We start from the raw sequence: 14,773 nt of genomic DNA on the forward strand, positions 1-14,773 counted from the left end.
CGGCCGGCACGTTCACGTCGTTGAAAAGGTCGACCTCTTTGCCCGCCGGTGCCCGCTTCGGTGTCGGAGCGGGAGCCGAGGTCGCCTGTTTGGCGGCCGGGGAGAGGTTGCGCTGGTCATCCCGGCCTTCCAGGCGCGACTTGAGGTCTTCCAGCTTCTTGATGTCGCGGACGGGAACACACTTGTAGCCGACGTCCTGAATGGGGCCCCCGGTGTTGACGCGTTTCAGGCAGGCCTCGCCATTTTTCTGGGTGATCTTGAACTTGGGCCCGCTCGGTTGGGGGCCGGAAGCTCCGAATGCATCGAAGCCCATGGTGATCGCTCCTCTCTGGTCACGGTCGCTGAGGCGCTTGGCCGGCAACGAGTCGTGGTCTGGTTTGGCGTGAACCGGGCAGCGCTGCGCTCGCTGGCGAAGGCGATGCGGTCTGACTGCTGGTTTCGTACCCCACCTTGGTCGCATCTGAAACGAAAATGGGAGGCGAAATCCCGCGCTTGTTCTCAAGCAGAGCAAGCCGCTGAAAACCCGGCCGAGACCCCACGCGGACGATCCGAACGCGGATTCCAGCTGGCGAACGGTGAAGTAGCCAGGCCGTGGGCCCCGCCGCCACGTGAGGTGATCGGCAGGTGATGGCGCCATGCCGCCCGAATCCGGGGTAAAGGAGCAACATGCCGTTCGATCGCCACCTCGTACTGGCTGTGGCGCTGGCGCTCGCCGCCTGCGCCACGCCCCTGACCTCGCCGACCCGCCCCAGCGCGGCCGGAATGAAGCGAGACAAAGCCACCCCGTCCGCGTCTGGCCCTTCCTCGCAGGCGGGCTTGCCCGAGCAGCCGGAAAGCCCGCCAGACCGCACGTCAGCGGTTCAGGCAAACGACGGACTCGCCGTCGGCACGGCCGCGCGGCGGCCTACCGGCGGGGTCACGCTGGCCGGCAGGGCCCTGGCGCCAGCCACCCTGATCGGCGACGCCGGCGGCGCGCTGATTGGCGACGCCGGCGGCTCGCTGGTCGGCAAGCACGGAGGCAGCTATCGTCTGCTTCAAACCAAGCTCTCCCAGGTTCCCGTTCCGCAGGCCCGCGTGACCTTGCTGGACGCGAACGGCAGCCCCTTGCGCGGGCCGGACGGCCAGCCGCTGCTCACGGAGACGGACACCGCCGGGGCCTATGCCTTCACCACGGCCTTGCCCCCGCAGGCCATGATCGTCAATGTGACCCCCAAAGGCCTGTCCGGGGCACTCTCCCGCGTCGTCGCGCCCGGCGTGAGCCAAGCGGACGTCGATTACGCCTCGACCCTGGTGACCTCGTTCGTGTTGCAACGCTACGTGCGCACGCAGCCGGATCCGCAGGCCACCCTCAACAAGCTGAGCGCCCAGGTGGAAGCCGAGACCGTGGCGATCGCCGCCCGGGCCGCGGGGGAAAGCCCGACGGCCGCCTCGCTGGCCAGCGAGACGATCCTGACGAAAGCGGAAACCCTGCAGCGCAACGACAGCGCGTTCGGCAAGCAACTGGAACTGGTACGCCAGATCCTGATCCCCGCCGGCGCCTCGAACCTCGGCCTCGGGCTGCCGGCCGACCAGGTCTTCATGGGCACCATCCGGGCCAGCGCCGCGGCCAGCGACGGGACGTTGTACCTCCACGCGGTCAATGACCACCTCTTCTGGCGTGTCACGCCGGATGGGCGCCTGGAGATCGCCGCCGGGAATGGCGAGGTGCCCCGCAATGAGCCGGCTGACCGGCAGGGACAACAGGCCTCGGAGATCAGCCTGGAATACTGCTGGGGGGCCTGGTGCGATGCCCAGGGCCGACTCACGGTTCACGAGGACAAGCACGGCGTGTGGCGGCTCGAGCCGGATGGCAAGGTCACGACGCTGCACCGTCAGGCGGATCTCGATGCGGCCTTCGCAGGGACCGTGCTCCCCCATGCGCACCTGCGACCGGACGGGACGCTGGTGGCGCAAGCCGCCGGAGGCCTGTGGGCCCTGCCTCCCGGCGGCAGCAAGGTCAAATTGGCGGACACGGGCAGTGTGTACGCGTCGGGCGGACTCACCGAGTTGCCCCAAGGCCGCAGCTGGATGGGAATCGCCAACGGTGAGTTGTACGGTTTCAGTCCTGATGCGCCCCCCGAGTTGCTGCTGCACAAGAGCTGGATCGCGGAAGGTTCCACGCTGACCAGCCTGGATTCGCGCGGCAATTTCTTCTACGTGTCGGCTGACGACGGGCAGATTCATCAGGTCAAACCGGATGGGACGGAGCGGGTGTTGCTGCCGACGAGCGCCCTCCGCCCAGGGGTTTCCTGGATTCGCGAAGGCCTGGATGGCGTGATTTACGCCAGCGACATGACGGACAGCTTCAACGCCGTGGTGCGCCGCATCGAAGCGGATGGCACGGCCCCCATCATCGCGGGCATCGACGGCTTGCCGAAGGGACTCACACGCGACGGTCGGATTCCGCTGGCCAACCCGGAAGGCTTGCACGTCGCCCCGGATGGAACGCTGCTGATTGCCGACAATGGGGCCCTGATGAAGGTGCCGCCTCAGGCAGCGGCGGAAATCATCGCCTCGAAGGGCCTGCAGGTGGAGCCGAACCAGGCCGTGACCTTCACCGGGGTGCATCGGCTGGCGGATGGGCGCTTGCTGGCGCGCGGCTTCAGCCCGAGCAAGGAGGTCATCCTGCGTCAAAGCAGCGTGGGCGGTGATTGGCGCATCATCCTCTCGGAAACCAGGACGTGGGGCAATGCCTGGAACATTTCGATGCACGCCTGGGCCGTCGCCCCGGACGGCACGATCGTGGTCTCGCGCCACACGTCGGGAAACGGCGCGGGAGCGGTGCAGGCCCAGGTGCTGCGTCTGAAAGCCGGGGAGGACACCCCCTCCGTGCTGGTGCCTGCGGCCGCGGGGCTGGAAGACATTGCCAAGCTGGTCTTCTCCCCGGACGGCGGCCTGCACCTGCGAGGGCGCAAGAGCTTCCAATCCCCCGACAAGACCCGACACTTCCTGGTCGCGGCCGACGGCAGCCTGTCGGCGGCGCCGGCTGGTGTGCTGGCCGCGGAGGCGCAGGACCAGCAAGGTCGCCTTTACGAAGGCGATGCCACGGCCTACACCCTGGGGAACTACGGCGATCGCCGGATCCGACGCCAGAAACCCGGAGAAGCCGCCGAAGTCTTCGCCGGGCAAGGCACCTCGCTGCTGGGAGGCAAGACGCTCGATGACTCGGTCGGGGTGGCAGAGGACCTTCAGTTCGATGCCGCAGGCAACCTGTACCTGCGGGACCGCATTCGTCGACAGGTCCGCCGCATCCCGCGCGAGCGCCTCTGATGGCGCGTGTCGGCCGCAAGCCGGCCCACAATTCCGGAGCCTGATGCTCCGGGCAGGCCGTCGTCGTCCCGGAAGCCCGGGCGAATTTGGGGTAAAGAGTGGGTGCCGCCCTTGTGCGCTGACCCGCTGACCACAGGAGATTGTCGTGACCGTTCAGGAAAAGCAAACCTATCGCCTTGTCACCCGCTCGGACATGGACGGCCTCGTCTGTGCCGTGCTGCTGCGGGAACTCGACATGATCGACGACATCCTGTTCGTCCATCCCAAGGACATGCAAGACGGCAAGATTCCGATCACCGAACGTGACATCGTGACCAACCTGCCCTACGTGGAGCAGGCGCACCTGGTGTTCGACCATCACCTGAGCGAGACCGTGCGCAACCCCAAGGGACTGACCAACCACGTGATCGACGCCGAGGCCCCTTCGGCGGCCCGGGTGGTCTATCGGCACTTTGGCGGCGCGGACCGCTTCCCGGCCTTCTTCGACGAGATGATGGCGGCCGTCGACAAGGCCGACAGCGCGCAGTTCACGATGAGCGACGTGCTCGAGCCGCAGGGCTGGGAACTGCTGAGTTTCCTGATGGATGCCCGCACGGGCCTGGGGCGCTTCCGGGAATTCCGGATCTCGAACTACAACCTGATGATGGACCTGATCGAAAAATGCCGCACGATGAAGATCGCGGACATCCTCGAATTGCCCGACGTGCGTGAGCGCCGGGACCTCTACCAGAACCACGCGGCCAAGTTCAAGCAGCAGTTGCAGGAACGCGCGACCGTGCACGGCAATGTGGTGGTGCTCGATCTGCGTGACCAGGACCCGATCTGGCCGGGCAACCGCTTCATGATTTACGCGCTGTTCCCGGACTGCAACATCTCGATCCACGTGCTGGATGGCTTCCGCAAGCAGAACACCGCGCTGGCCATCGGCAAATCGATCTTCAATCGCAGTTCACGCACCAACGTGGGCGAGATCGCGCTGCACTACGGCGGGGGCGGACACCTGAACGCCGGCACCTGCCAGGTGGACAACGAGTTGGCCGATCAGATCGTCCAGGCCATCGTCACGCGCCTGAACGCCGACGGCTGACCCGCCGCCGAGCCAGCCACGGGACGCGGGGACCAGCCCTGCGTCCCGCCGGCCAAAAGGTGCGCGCCGCCCTGGCTCCGCCCGTCACGATGCGCCGGGTCGGGGGGTCACGCGCTCGCCGCTTGTGTGCGGGCCAGCCCCACCAGATCTCGACTTACCTGGTCGAGGCGCTCCGCCACGGCGTCGTCATGCACCACCGGGTTGGGGGAATGCAGCGGCCAGCCGCCCCGGTTGGCACTGCGGTCGCGATAGAGCCCCAGCTGGCTGAAATACGCCCCAGGGTGAGCCGGAACCTCGGGCGAGAGCAAGGCGTAGAGCGTCGTCTGGGTGCCTTCCCAGGGTTCCAGCATGCCGGCCAGGCGCAGGATCGGGCGCAAGGCGATGTCCTGCACCCAGAGCGGAATGGTCCCACTGATCAGGTTGGTGCGCACCCAGCCCGGATGCACGCTGACGGCGGTGATCCCGCTGCCGGCCAGGCGCCGGGCCAGCTGCCGGGCATGCAGCACGTTGGCCAGCTTCGACTGAGCATAAGCCGCCCAGCCATCGTAGGGGCGACGGTCGAAATGCAGGTCATCGAAGTCGATGCGGCCCTCACGACCAAAGGCGAGGTCGTGGTAGCAGCTGGCCACGTTGACGATGCGCCCGGCCTCCGCCCGTTGCAGAGCCGGCAGCAGCAATTCGGTCAGCAGGTAGTGGCCCAGGTGGTTGGTGCCGAACTGGCTTTCAAAGCCGTCCGGGGTCTTGCCGTGAGGCGTGTTCATCACCCCCGCATTGTTGACCAGGCCGTGGAGCGGCTGGTTCGCCGCCAGGAATTCCTGCGCGAAGGCGCGCACGGAGTCGAGCCGGGCCAGGTCGAGCGGCGCGACCGTCACCTCGCCGCGCGCGCGCCCCTGGGCGATTTCCTGGCGCACGCGCTCGCCCTCGGCCGGCCGGCGACAGGCCAGGATCACGCGGGCGCCCTGCTTGGCCAGCTGGCGCACCGTCACCAGGCCAATACCGGAATTCCCCCCGGTCACGAGGTAGGTGCGACCGGCCAGGTCGAGTTGCAACAGGTCGGGGGGACACATCAAGGGGCGGGCCATCGGAAACCTCCAAGGTCTGGGCACAGGCCGGGCGCCTTCGCTGCGCGCAGGCCGCCGGGGCGACACCCCGAGCACTCCATTGAACCATCTCCGCGCCGCTTTGAACGCCCCGCTCGCGGGCGTGATACCATCCTCAGCGAGCCAGCCGGACCAACGGCTCAGGCTCTGTCGCCCGGAAAGGACCCTGGTCGATGTCTGCTCTGCTCGCCTTGACGCTCCTCGTATGGGGCTGCGCGCCGGTCCTGGCCAGTGCCGGGCACACCCCTGCGGGCGTCGATCTGACCGGCCACTGGCAGGCGCTCGCCGCGCTGGCGGTGTTCGTGCTCGGCTACGCCCTGGTGATGGCCGAAGAGCGGCTGCACCTGCGCAAATCCAAGCCCATGCTGGTGGCCGCCGGCCTGATCTGGATCCTGGTGGCCCTGGGTTACACGCAGGCCGGCATGCCGGCCGTCGCCGAAGCCGCCGTGCGCCACAACATCATGGAGTTCGGCGAGCTGTTCCTGTTCCTGATCGCCGCGATGACCTACGTCAACACGATCGAGGAGCGCGGCGTGTTCGATGCCCTGCGCGTCCGTCTGGTGCAGGCGGGGCTTTCCTATCGGGCCCTGTTCTGGGTCACCGGGGCCTTTGCCTTCTGCCTCTCCCCGATCGCCGACAACCTGACCACCGCGCTGGTGGCCGGGGCGGTGGTGCTCTCGGTGGGGGCCACCCAGCCGCGCTTCGTGCCGCTGGCCTGCATCAACATCGTGGTAGCGGCCAATGCGGGAGGCGCCTTCTCGCCATTTGGCGACATCACCACCCTGATGGTCTGGCAGAAGGGCACGGTCCAGTTTGGCCAGTTCTTTGCGTTGCTGGGGCCCGCCCTGGTCAACTGGCTGGTGCCGGCGGCCCTGATGGCCTGGGCGATCGGGGCCGGCAAACCGCCGCACGTCGAACAGGCGGCCGAGATTCGCGAGGGCGCCTGGGTCGTGGTCGGCCTGTTCATCGCCACGATCGCGCTGGCGGTGGTGCTCCACGCCTGGCTGCACCTGCCGCCGGTGGTGGGCATGATGACGGGCCTCGGCCTCCTGAAACTCTACGCCTACGGCCTGCAGCGCCGGAATCATCACCCGGCACTGGTGCTGGATGAGCCGGACGACGTGTTCGCCGCCCCCTCGCTCGACGCCAACCACCCCAAAGCCGGGCCCTTCGACCCCTTCAAGCAAATGGAACGGGCCGAGTGGGACACGCTGATGTTCTTCTACGGCGTGATCATGGCCGTCGGCGGGCTGGGCACGCTGGGCTACCTGGCGCTGGCCTCGCAGGCGCTGTATGGCGGTCTGGGCGCCACCGGCGCGAATGTGCTGGTGGGTCTGCTGTCGGCGGTGGTCGACAACATTCCGGTCATGTTCGCGGTGCTGTCCATGAACCCGGACATGCCGATCGGCCAGTGGTTGCTGGTGACGCTCACGGCCGGCGTGGGCGGCTCGCTGCTGTCGATCGGCAGCGCCGCCGGGGTGGCCCTGATGGGGCAGGCCCGCGGGCATTATGGCTTCGCGTCGCACCTGCGCTGGGCCTGGGCGATCGCCCTCGGCTACGCCGCCAGCATCGGCGTCCACCTGCTGCTCAACCGCCACCTGTTCTGAAGTCAGTCGCCGCCGGCGTGACCGCGACCAGCCTCGCTGGTGAGGTCCGGGGCAAAGAGCAGGGTCACCATCAGGATGTGATCATGGGCCCAGCCCAGCAGCGGGTCGGGCCGCTGCCGCCACATGTACTCGGTGGTCAGCCGCGTGGCCCGGTTGATCACCCGCGCAGCCCCCACCGTGAAACGGCTTTGCACCAGCGTGTAAGGCAGCGCGGGGCGAAGGTCCCAGGCCAGCTCCTGCGACAGCGTCGGCCACCAGTTCCAGGCGGCCGGCTGATAGCTCACGCGCAGCTGATTGCGGTAGCGCCACCAGACGTCGCCCGGCGTGTGCCGCCACTCCAGACGATTGCGGTCGTTGATCTGCAGGTCGCCGATCGCCCCCTGCAGGTTCGGCTCACATTCGAGGCGCAGCATCTGGTTGAAGGCCCCATTGCCGGCCTGCTCGGCATAGGCACTGGCGTGGAGGCCCAGCATCAGCCAGGGCGCCGGCTGCCAGAGCGGCCCAACGCGCAGGCTGGAAACCCCCAGGCCGCCATAGCGAAAGCCGAAGCGGCTGCTGCTGACGGCGCGCAAGGCCCGCGGACTCCAGGGCACCGGGCGCTCCAGCGGCACGCGCACCTCCAGCACGTTCCAGAATTCGCTGTCGGCGAGGACCGGGCTGGGCCAGGCCCCCAGGCCCGCGAGGGCGAGGCCCAGCGCCAACCCTGCGCGCGATTTCGTGCCCATTCGATGGCCTCCTCAGCGGGAACCGCAAGCGCCACATACCCCTGCCGCGGGTACATGTCGCCCATGGCCTCCCAGCAGCTGATGTCTTCCGACCCTCGCGCGCGGGCCTTCAATCGCGCCATGACCGCGGCCCCCGGCGACATGTCGCTGGTGGTACCAGCCGGCCAGATAGAAGGCCCCCTTCCGCCCGCCCTGCGAGGGGGGCGCCTGCTTTCGAACGGCCCGGGCTGGACCCGCATCGGCGATCGCCTGGCCCATCCCTTCGACGGCCACGGCTACGTGCGCGCCTTCGAATTCCTGCCGGATGGCGCGCTGCGCTTGCAGGCCCGTTTCGTCGAGACCCGGGTCTATCGCGACGAACGCAGCGCCGGCCGCCTGCGTCACCGCGGGCTCGCCACCAACCGCGGCCCACGCTTCTGGCACAACCTCGGTTTCGGCCCGCCCCGCAACGTGGCGAACACCACGATCGTGCCGTGGGGGGGCCAACTGCTGGCCGGCTGGGAGGGCGGGGTGCCCCACGCCTTGGAGCCGGAAACGCTGGCCACGCGGGGGGAGGAGACCTTCGGCGGCGCGCTGGCCGGCCAGGCCACCCTGGCACACATGCGCCACGACCATGCCTGCGATCGCCTGGTGACCTGCAGCCTGGCCATGGGACGTCAGACCGGTTTGACCTTTCGCGAGTTCGACCCGGCGGGACGGCTCGTGCAGAGTCACGCCGCCCAGCTTCCCGGCGCGCGCTTTGTCCATGACTTCGCCCTGACCCCGGGCTGGTTCGTGCTGGGAGACAACCCGCTGCGCGTGCGGCCTGCGGGCCTGGCGCGCATGCTGCTCGGCCGCGGCACCATGCTGCAGGCCGTCGCCCCGGACGATCGCCCGCCCGGCGCGCTGCATCTGGTCTCGCGCGACGGCCGTGGCCGCACGCGCCGCGTGCGCCTGCCGGCAGCGGCCCAGATCCTGCACTTCGCCAATGCCTTCGAACGAGACGGCTGGCTGTTCGTGGATGCCTGCGTGTTCCACCGCTTCACGCTCGGTGAGGAATTCGGTTACCGCGGGCCCGACCAGCCCTTTGACCTCGCCCTGCCCGAGGCGCGCGGGCCGCAACGCCTGTACCGCATCACGATCCCGCCGGAGGCCACGGAAGCCGGCTGGGAACTGCTGACGCCCCATGGGGTCGACTTCCCGCGCATCCACCCGGCCCATGAGGGACAAAACACCCGCTGGCTCTTTGGCGCGACCCGAAGAGACCCGCGCTTCAGTGACCCATTCGATTCCCTGATCGCGATCGACCTGCACGATCGCGATCGCGCAGCCCAGCTGTTCAGCGTGCCGGACGCCTGTACCTTCGTGGGCGAGCCGATCTTCGCGCCGGACCCGGCGGACCCGGGCCAGGGGCACGTGCTGGCCGTGCTCTCGGATGGCGCGCAGGGGCGCTCGCGGCTGGCCGTTTTCGACGCCACGGACCTCGCGCGGGGACCGCTCGCCCAGGTGCCGCTACCGCTCTTGCCGCTGGCCTTCCACGGGGCCTGGTTGCCTGGTGCGAAGGTTTGACAAGACTTGGCCCCCCGGGGACGATGATGTCGGCGCGCCGCGGCCGCCGGGTCTGGAGAGGACGCATCCTGGATGAACCTGTCGGTATTGCTGGCCTGGTTTGATGGCAGCACGGGCCGCGAGGCCGCGGGCGAACGCCTGGACTGGCTGCGCGCCGGCCCCTTTCTGGCCATCCACGCGCTGTGCGGCCTGGCCTGGTACACCGGCGTGAGCCCGACCGCCATCGCGGTGGCGGTGGGCCTTTACCTGGTGCGCATGTTCGCCATCACGGCCTTTTACCATCGCTATTTCTCCCACCGCGCCTTCAAGACCTCGCGGGCCTTTCAGTTCCTGATGGCGCTGCTCGGCAACAGTGCGGTCCAGCGCGGGCCGATCTGGTGGGCCGCGCATCACCGGCATCACCACCGCCATTCAGACCGCCCCGAGGACCTGCACTCGCCCGTCCAGTACGGATTCTGGCAAAGCCACGTGCGCTGGTTCCTGACGGGCCGTGGCTTTGCGACCCAGAGCCAGTACGTGACGGACCTGCTGGCCTACCCGGAACTGCGCTGGCTCGACCGCTTCGACTGGGTCGGCCCGGTGGCCCTGCTGGCCGCGCTGGCGGCCAGCGGCGCCGCCCTGCAGACCTGGGCGCCCGACCTCGGCACCAGCGCCGCGCAGCTGGTGGTCTGGGGCTTCGCCATCTCGACGGTGGCGACGTGGCACGTCACCTACACGATCAACTCGCTCTCGCACCAGTGGGGCACGCGCCGCTACCAGACCAACGATGACAGCCGCAACAACTGGCTGCTGGCGCTGCTGACGCTCGGCGAGGGCTGGCACAACAACCACCATCATCACCAGAGTTCGGCCCGCCAGGGTTTTTTCTGGTGGGAAATTGACCTGGCATACTATGGCCTGCGCCTGCTGGCAGCCTTGCGGCTGGTCTGGGATCTGCGGCCCGTTCCCGCCCACGTTCTGCTGAAGAACCGATCCGAGGTCCCTGCCGCATGAGCCCGACCGGCGCCCCTACCACCCCGGAGACCCCCGCGCGGACAGGCCTCGGACAGGCGTTCTGCCGCTCCCTGGTGCTGAAAGGCTTCGCGGCCCTTCAGCGTGGCACCCTCACCCTGCACGAGGGAGGTCAGCGCCACACCTTCGGGGGCCGCGAACGGGCGGACCTGCAAGCCGAACTGACCATTCGGGATGGTGCGGCCTGGCGTCGCATCGCGCTGGGGGGCTCACTCGGCGCGGCTGAGGCCTATCTGCGCGGGGAATGGGTCAGCCAGGACCTGCCCAGCCTGATTCGCCTGTTCGCGGCCAACCTGGCGGTTGCCGACGAGATGGAATCGACGCTCTCGCGCCTGCTGAACCTGCCCCAGGCCCTGGCGCACCGCCTGCGTCGCAACAGCCGGCAGGGGAGCCGCCGCAACATCCGCGACCACTACGACCTGGGCAACGACTTCTTCGCGCTGTTCCTCGACCCCAGCCTGACCTACTCCTGCGCCTGGTTCGACACGCCCGACACCCCGCTCGAGGCGGCCTCGATCGCCAAGCTTGACCGCGTCTGTCGCAAGCTGGCCCTGGGACCGAACGACCGCGTGGTCGAGATCGGCAGCGGTTGGGGCAGCTTCGCCCTGCACGCGGCCGGTCACTATGGCTGCCACGTCACGACCACGACCATCTCGGACGCCCAGTATGAGGTGGCGTCCCGGCGCATCGCGGAGGCCGGCCTGACGGAGCGCATCACCCTGCTCAAGCAGGATTACCGCACCCTGACGGGCCAGTTCGACAAGCTCGTCTCGATCGAGATGATCGAGGCCGTGGGCGCGGACTTCATGGACGACTACTTCGCGACCCTGAGCCGCCTGCTGCGCCCGGATGGCCAGCTGCTGATCCAGGCCATCACCATGCCGGAGCAGCGTTTCGCGGCCTACCTGCGCTCGGTGGATTACATCCAGCACTATGTCTTCCCGGGCAGTGCCCTGACCTCGATCGGCGCCATGGCGCGCGCGGTCGGCCAGGCCACCGACCTGGGTTTCTTCCACGTGGAGGACATGTCCGCCCACTACGCGCGCACCCTGCAGTGCTGGCGCGACACCTTTCTGGCCCGCCGCGAGGCGGTGCTGGCGCTCGGCCCTTACGACGAACGCTTCATCCGCCTGTGGGACTACTACCTGGCCTACTGCGAGGCCGGGTTCGCCGAACGCTGCACCGGCGTGGTACAGCTGGTGCTGACCAAGCCGGGCTGCCGCCGCGGCCCCATCGAGCTGCCGCTGCCAGCGGTAGCTTCTCAGGAGACGCCCAGCCTGGCCGTGGTCTAGGCCCCGCCCAGCATCCGCCAGACGGCCAACTGCACGTCCTGGAAGAAGCGCGTCTGCCGCAGCCAGGCATCGCCCAGCAGATAGCCCCCGATGCCGAGGGCGGCAGCGGCCAGCACCATCGGCAAGCCCGTGCCCAGCAGGCCGCCCAGCATCGCCGTGCCGGCGGCGGAGGCCAGCGCCCCGGTGGTGCCACCGACCACCGAGGCCATCGCGTCGCCCACCACGTTCACGCCGGCCTGAGCCCCCGTGATGCGACGCTCGGCCAGCGCCCACAGATTCAAGCCGAGGGAGAGGCCCGTGCCCCAGAGCGCCGAGGACCGGATCGCGTTGCCCAGTCGCCCCAGCACGCGCGAACTGGCTCCCATGCCCACTTCGGCCCCGCCGCGTCGGCTGTAGCTGCTGCGGAACTGGCCGTAGCGATCGTAGCTGCCGCCGTAACCGCCGTAATCCCCGGCATAGCGGGGACGGCTGCGCCGGCGCGCCGCACTGAGGGCCTTCTGCCAGGCCCGTCCGCTCTGCAAGCCGGCCACCGTGCCCGGCACGAGCTGCGCCATCTCGGCGAGCGGCAGGCCGGGCGAGGCTGAGGCCACCGTCGCGGGCGCAGGGCCTGCGGCGGGCGTGCCGGGAAGGGAAGGGCTGACCAACATGATGATTCTCCTCTGGCTTGTCGCTCATGTCTGGTCGGGCGGTTACAGCCGAGTAACAAGATCGGGAAAATCGTCCTAAGATTCTGTTAAATATCCGTCAAGAGAGCACCAAAAAACGTTCGCGCGTCAAGACCGTTCCTGCAAGCCCACTCTCCTCGCCTCGCGCCGCTCCCCGCGCAGGGCGCTCCCTGGCAGTCCGATGAAAAAACGGCATAATGAAAACCCAGGCTCGGCTCACCCTCACAGACCGCGGCCTGCCGCCCGTTTCCTGTCCCTGCTCCTGTTCGAGGAACGCTTCCCGATGCTGCGCGCCCACCGATTCTTCTCCCTGCCCACGGCCAGCCTGCTGCTCGCGATGCTGGTGGCCTGCAGCGGCATCCCGGCCGAAAGTGCCCCCACCCCGGCCGGCAGCGCCGCCTACTCGGGGGCGCGAGTCAGCCTGAGCCCGGCTGCCTGGCGGGCGCGGCTCTCGCCCGAGGCCTATCGGGTGCTACGCGAGAAGGGCACCGAACGAGCCTTCAGCGGCGCCCTCTGGAACGAGCACGGCACGGGCACCTACCAGTGTGCCGGCTGTGACTTGCCGGTGTTCGCTTCCGAGAGCAAGTTCGAATCCGGTACGGGCTGGCCCAGCTTCTTTCAGCCGCACACCCCCGGCCACGTGCGCGAAGCCCCGGATGACAGCCTCTGGATGAAGCGCACGGAGGTCTTGTGCGCCCGCTGCGACGGCCACCTGGGACACGTCTTTTCGGATGGGCCTGCGCCCACTGGCCTGCGCTACTGCATCAACTCGGCGGCCTTGCGCTTCGTGCCAAAGGCGCAGACGGGAGCTCCCAAGCTGTTCAAGCGAGGCGGAACGCCGGCAACCGCCCCCAGGCCAGGGAGCAGATGACGGCAGAACCTGATCTCAGGCCATTTCGATAGCGCGGCGCTGCATGTCGAGGAAGACGCGCAGTTGCTCGCGGGTGAGCCGCCCCTGAGAGACCAGCACCTGGCCCAGGGGCGTGCCACTCCGTTCGGCTTCGTCCAGCGCCTGAGCGAGCTGCGAAGGTTTGATCACGCCGTGTTCCACCAGGAACAGCCCCAGCGGGCGCGGGCCACTGCCTTCCACGCTCAGGCGCGATTGCAGGGCCACGGCAAAATTGAGCTTGGTCTCGTCGATATAGCCCAGTTCCAGCGCCAGCTGGCCGAAGGCGATGTGCTTGCCCAGCCGCCGACGCCGGATCTGCTCGACCACCACGTGCTGGAGTTGCTCGTGCGAGAGGATATCCTCGCGCTGAAGGATGGCGCCCAGTAGCGATCGCAACCCCGCGCCGCCCATGGCCGAGCCGATCGCCGGCAACAGGTTCGGATCGCCGGCCGACTCCCCGGGACGCAGGTGCGGTGCCGCAGCCGGACGTCCTTCCGCTTGCGTCTGGCTGGATCCCGCCTCGCCCCCCGGGACGGGATTGAGTTCGAAGGCCTGCAGCACCCGCGGGCTGGTCAGCCCCTCGGCCACGATCAGCTCCCGCAGGGGGCCCCCCTCCTTGGCGTGCCGGTCCAGCACCACCAGCATGGAGACGGGAGAGACCAGGTCCAGCTGGAGCAGGTGGTCGACGAACATGCGATCCAACGGGTCGAGCCGCTGCATCTGGTGCTGAAACGCCAGCGTGAAGTTCAGCTGGTAGGGCTCGAGCAAGCCGAGCATGACACAGGTTTCGCCCAGCTTCAGGCGTTTGCCGGCCGCAAGGCTGCGCTGCTGAGCCCGCAAGGCGGCCTCGAGTTCATTGCGGCCGAGCAGCCCCTGGCGGGCCAGAATCAGGCCAAACAGTGGCCCCTGGAGCGTCGCCGCCGGGTCGACCGAGGGGTCCGCCGCAGGCAACGGGGCGCAGAACAGTCCAATGCCCTCCTTCACCCCACTCAGCTGGCGCAATACCAGATCGCCCACCTCCACCGCCACCTCGGCCTCGGGCCACAGCCACCACATGCCATCGCGCAGCGGAATGGGTGCCTCCTCGGACTCATCGACGCCCGGCCCGATCCAGGCGCTGGGAATCACCATGGCTCCCCCGTTCGAGAGTTCGAAGGCCCACAGACCGCTCTGCAGCCGCCGCACCTCCAGCGCCCGCACGTCCGGAGCCCCGAGCTCGGGGCCCACCGCCGTGGCCCAGACCGCCAGCAGGGTTTCGCGCGCCGCCAGGAAACCCGCGCGCACGCGCGCCTCCTCCTCGGACGCAGGCTTGCTGTCCTGATTGAAGGAGCTGATGCGAAGCGCCCATTCCCGCCCCGAATGCCACACCGTCGCCTCGGCCGGCATGCGTCCGGGCCTGAGTACCATGAGCGAAGGCGTTGCGGTCACGAGGTGGCTCCTCTGGGGTCGGCCCGGCAGCCAGGCGCCCACTGGCGCCGCGCGGGATGACAGGGCCGAAAGCGGCTGCCTCCAGCATACCCGAAGGCGCGCCGCTTGATTC

The 14,773-nt window shown here is 68.7% G+C and carries 12 protein-coding genes; 7 read left to right on the forward strand and 5 right to left on the reverse strand.

The annotated features are described in order from the left end of the window. A partial coding sequence (locus tag VKP62_14340; protein ID MEB3198375.1) for a hypothetical protein occupies positions 1 to 313 on the reverse strand: 313 nt, incomplete at its 3' end. Between the two features lie 353 nt (positions 314 to 666). Here VKP62_14340 and VKP62_14345 point away from each other — a divergent pair. Together VKP62_14345 and VKP62_14350 are read left to right on the forward strand one after the other, a co-directional pair. Further along, positions 667 to 3,309 (forward strand): hypothetical protein, encoded by a 2,643-nt coding sequence (locus VKP62_14345; protein MEB3198376.1) that lies wholly within the window; start codon positions 667 to 669, stop codon positions 3,307 to 3,309. A gap of 193 nt (positions 3,310 to 3,502) precedes the next feature. Beyond that, a complete protein-coding gene (locus VKP62_14350) occupies positions 3,503 to 4,396 on the forward strand; it encodes an exopolyphosphatase (protein ID MEB3198377.1) in 894 nt (297 codons plus the stop codon). A gap of 107 nt (positions 4,397 to 4,503) precedes the next feature. Here VKP62_14350 and VKP62_14355 read toward each other — a convergent pair whose 3' ends face one another. After that, positions 4,504 to 5,478, reverse strand: a complete 975-nt coding sequence (locus VKP62_14355; GenBank protein ID MEB3198378.1) for an SDR family oxidoreductase — start codon at positions 5,476 to 5,478, stop codon at positions 4,504 to 4,506. Positions 5,479 to 5,669: 191 nt separating this feature from the next. On the opposite strand from VKP62_14355, the gene nhaD reads away from it, so the two are divergent. Next, a complete protein-coding gene (nhaD, locus tag VKP62_14360; protein ID MEB3198379.1) occupies positions 5,670 to 7,103 on the forward strand; it encodes a sodium:proton antiporter NhaD in 1,434 nt (477 codons plus the stop codon). 2 nt (positions 7,104 to 7,105) lie between these two features. On the opposite strand, the gene VKP62_14365 is transcribed toward nhaD, so the two are convergent. Beyond that, positions 7,106 to 7,828, reverse strand: a complete 723-nt coding sequence (locus VKP62_14365; GenBank protein ID MEB3198380.1) for a DUF2490 domain-containing protein — start codon at positions 7,826 to 7,828, stop codon at positions 7,106 to 7,108. An 81-nt stretch (positions 7,829 to 7,909) separates the two neighbouring features. On the opposite strand from VKP62_14365, the gene VKP62_14370 reads away from it, so the two are divergent. From VKP62_14370 to VKP62_14380, 3 genes are all read left to right on the forward strand, one after another. Next, positions 7,910 to 9,376: a carotenoid oxygenase family protein gene (locus VKP62_14370; GenBank protein MEB3198381.1), complete on the forward strand. Its 1,467-nt coding sequence runs from the start codon at positions 7,910 to 7,912 to the stop codon at positions 9,374 to 9,376. 72 nt (positions 9,377 to 9,448) lie between these two features. Beyond that, complete coding sequence (locus tag VKP62_14375) at positions 9,449 to 10,369, forward strand: acyl-CoA desaturase (protein ID MEB3198382.1); 921 nt, start codon at positions 9,449 to 9,451, stop codon at positions 10,367 to 10,369. Further along, a complete protein-coding gene (locus VKP62_14380; protein MEB3198383.1) occupies positions 10,366 to 11,679 on the forward strand; it encodes a cyclopropane-fatty-acyl-phospholipid synthase family protein in 1,314 nt (437 codons plus the stop codon). Before VKP62_14375 ends, VKP62_14380 begins: the two co-directional genes overlap by 4 nt. Here the strand turns inward: VKP62_14380 and VKP62_14385 are convergent. Beyond that, on the reverse strand, positions 11,676 to 12,326 hold the full coding sequence (locus tag VKP62_14385) for a hypothetical protein (GenBank protein ID MEB3198384.1): 651 nt from the start codon (positions 12,324 to 12,326) through the stop codon (positions 11,676 to 11,678). The two genes, VKP62_14380 and VKP62_14385, sit on opposite strands and share 4 nt — an antisense overlap. A 301-nt stretch (positions 12,327 to 12,627) precedes the next feature. Here VKP62_14385 and msrB point away from each other — a divergent pair, with 301 nt between their 5' ends. Beyond that, a complete protein-coding gene (gene msrB / locus VKP62_14390; GenBank protein MEB3198385.1) occupies positions 12,628 to 13,215 on the forward strand; it encodes a peptide-methionine (R)-S-oxide reductase MsrB in 588 nt (195 codons plus the stop codon). Positions 13,216 to 13,230: 15 nt separating this feature from the next. On the opposite strand, the gene VKP62_14395 is transcribed toward msrB, so the two are convergent. After that, entirely contained in the window at positions 13,231 to 14,661 is a 1,431-nt protein-coding gene (locus VKP62_14395) for a hypothetical protein (protein ID MEB3198386.1), read from the reverse strand. Between the last annotated feature and the right edge of the window lie 112 nt (positions 14,662 to 14,773).

This window comes from Candidatus Sericytochromatia bacterium (assembly GCA_035285325.1).
GTDB lineage: Bacteria > Cyanobacteriota > Sericytochromatia > S15B-MN24 > JAQBPE01 > JAYKJB01.

Bases quoted from the DNA above. Each gene is read 5' to 3' on its own strand.
- nhaD (MEB3198379.1), top strand. From the start codon at position 5,670: ATGTCTGCTCTGCTCGCCTTGACGCTCCTCGTATGGGGCTGCGCGCCG.
- VKP62_14355 (MEB3198378.1), bottom strand. From the start codon at position 5,478: ATGGCCCGCCCCTTGATGTGTCCCCCCGACCTGTTGCAACTCGACCTG.
- VKP62_14370 (MEB3198381.1), top strand. From the start codon at position 7,910: ATGTCTTCCGACCCTCGCGCGCGGGCCTTCAATCGCGCCATGACCGCG.
- VKP62_14345 (MEB3198376.1), top strand. From the start codon at position 667: ATGCCGTTCGATCGCCACCTCGTACTGGCTGTGGCGCTGGCGCTCGCC.
- VKP62_14350 (MEB3198377.1), top strand. From the start codon at position 3,503: ATGGACGGCCTCGTCTGTGCCGTGCTGCTGCGGGAACTCGACATGATC.
- VKP62_14365 (MEB3198380.1), bottom strand. From the start codon at position 7,828: ATGGGCACGAAATCGCGCGCAGGGTTGGCGCTGGGCCTCGCCCTCGCG.
- VKP62_14380 (MEB3198383.1), top strand. From the start codon at position 10,366: ATGAGCCCGACCGGCGCCCCTACCACCCCGGAGACCCCCGCGCGGACA.
- VKP62_14375 (MEB3198382.1), top strand. From the start codon at position 9,449: ATGAACCTGTCGGTATTGCTGGCCTGGTTTGATGGCAGCACGGGCCGC.
- msrB (MEB3198385.1), top strand. From the start codon at position 12,628: ATGCTGCGCGCCCACCGATTCTTCTCCCTGCCCACGGCCAGCCTGCTG.
- VKP62_14385 (MEB3198384.1), bottom strand. From the start codon at position 12,326: ATGTTGGTCAGCCCTTCCCTTCCCGGCACGCCCGCCGCAGGCCCTGCG.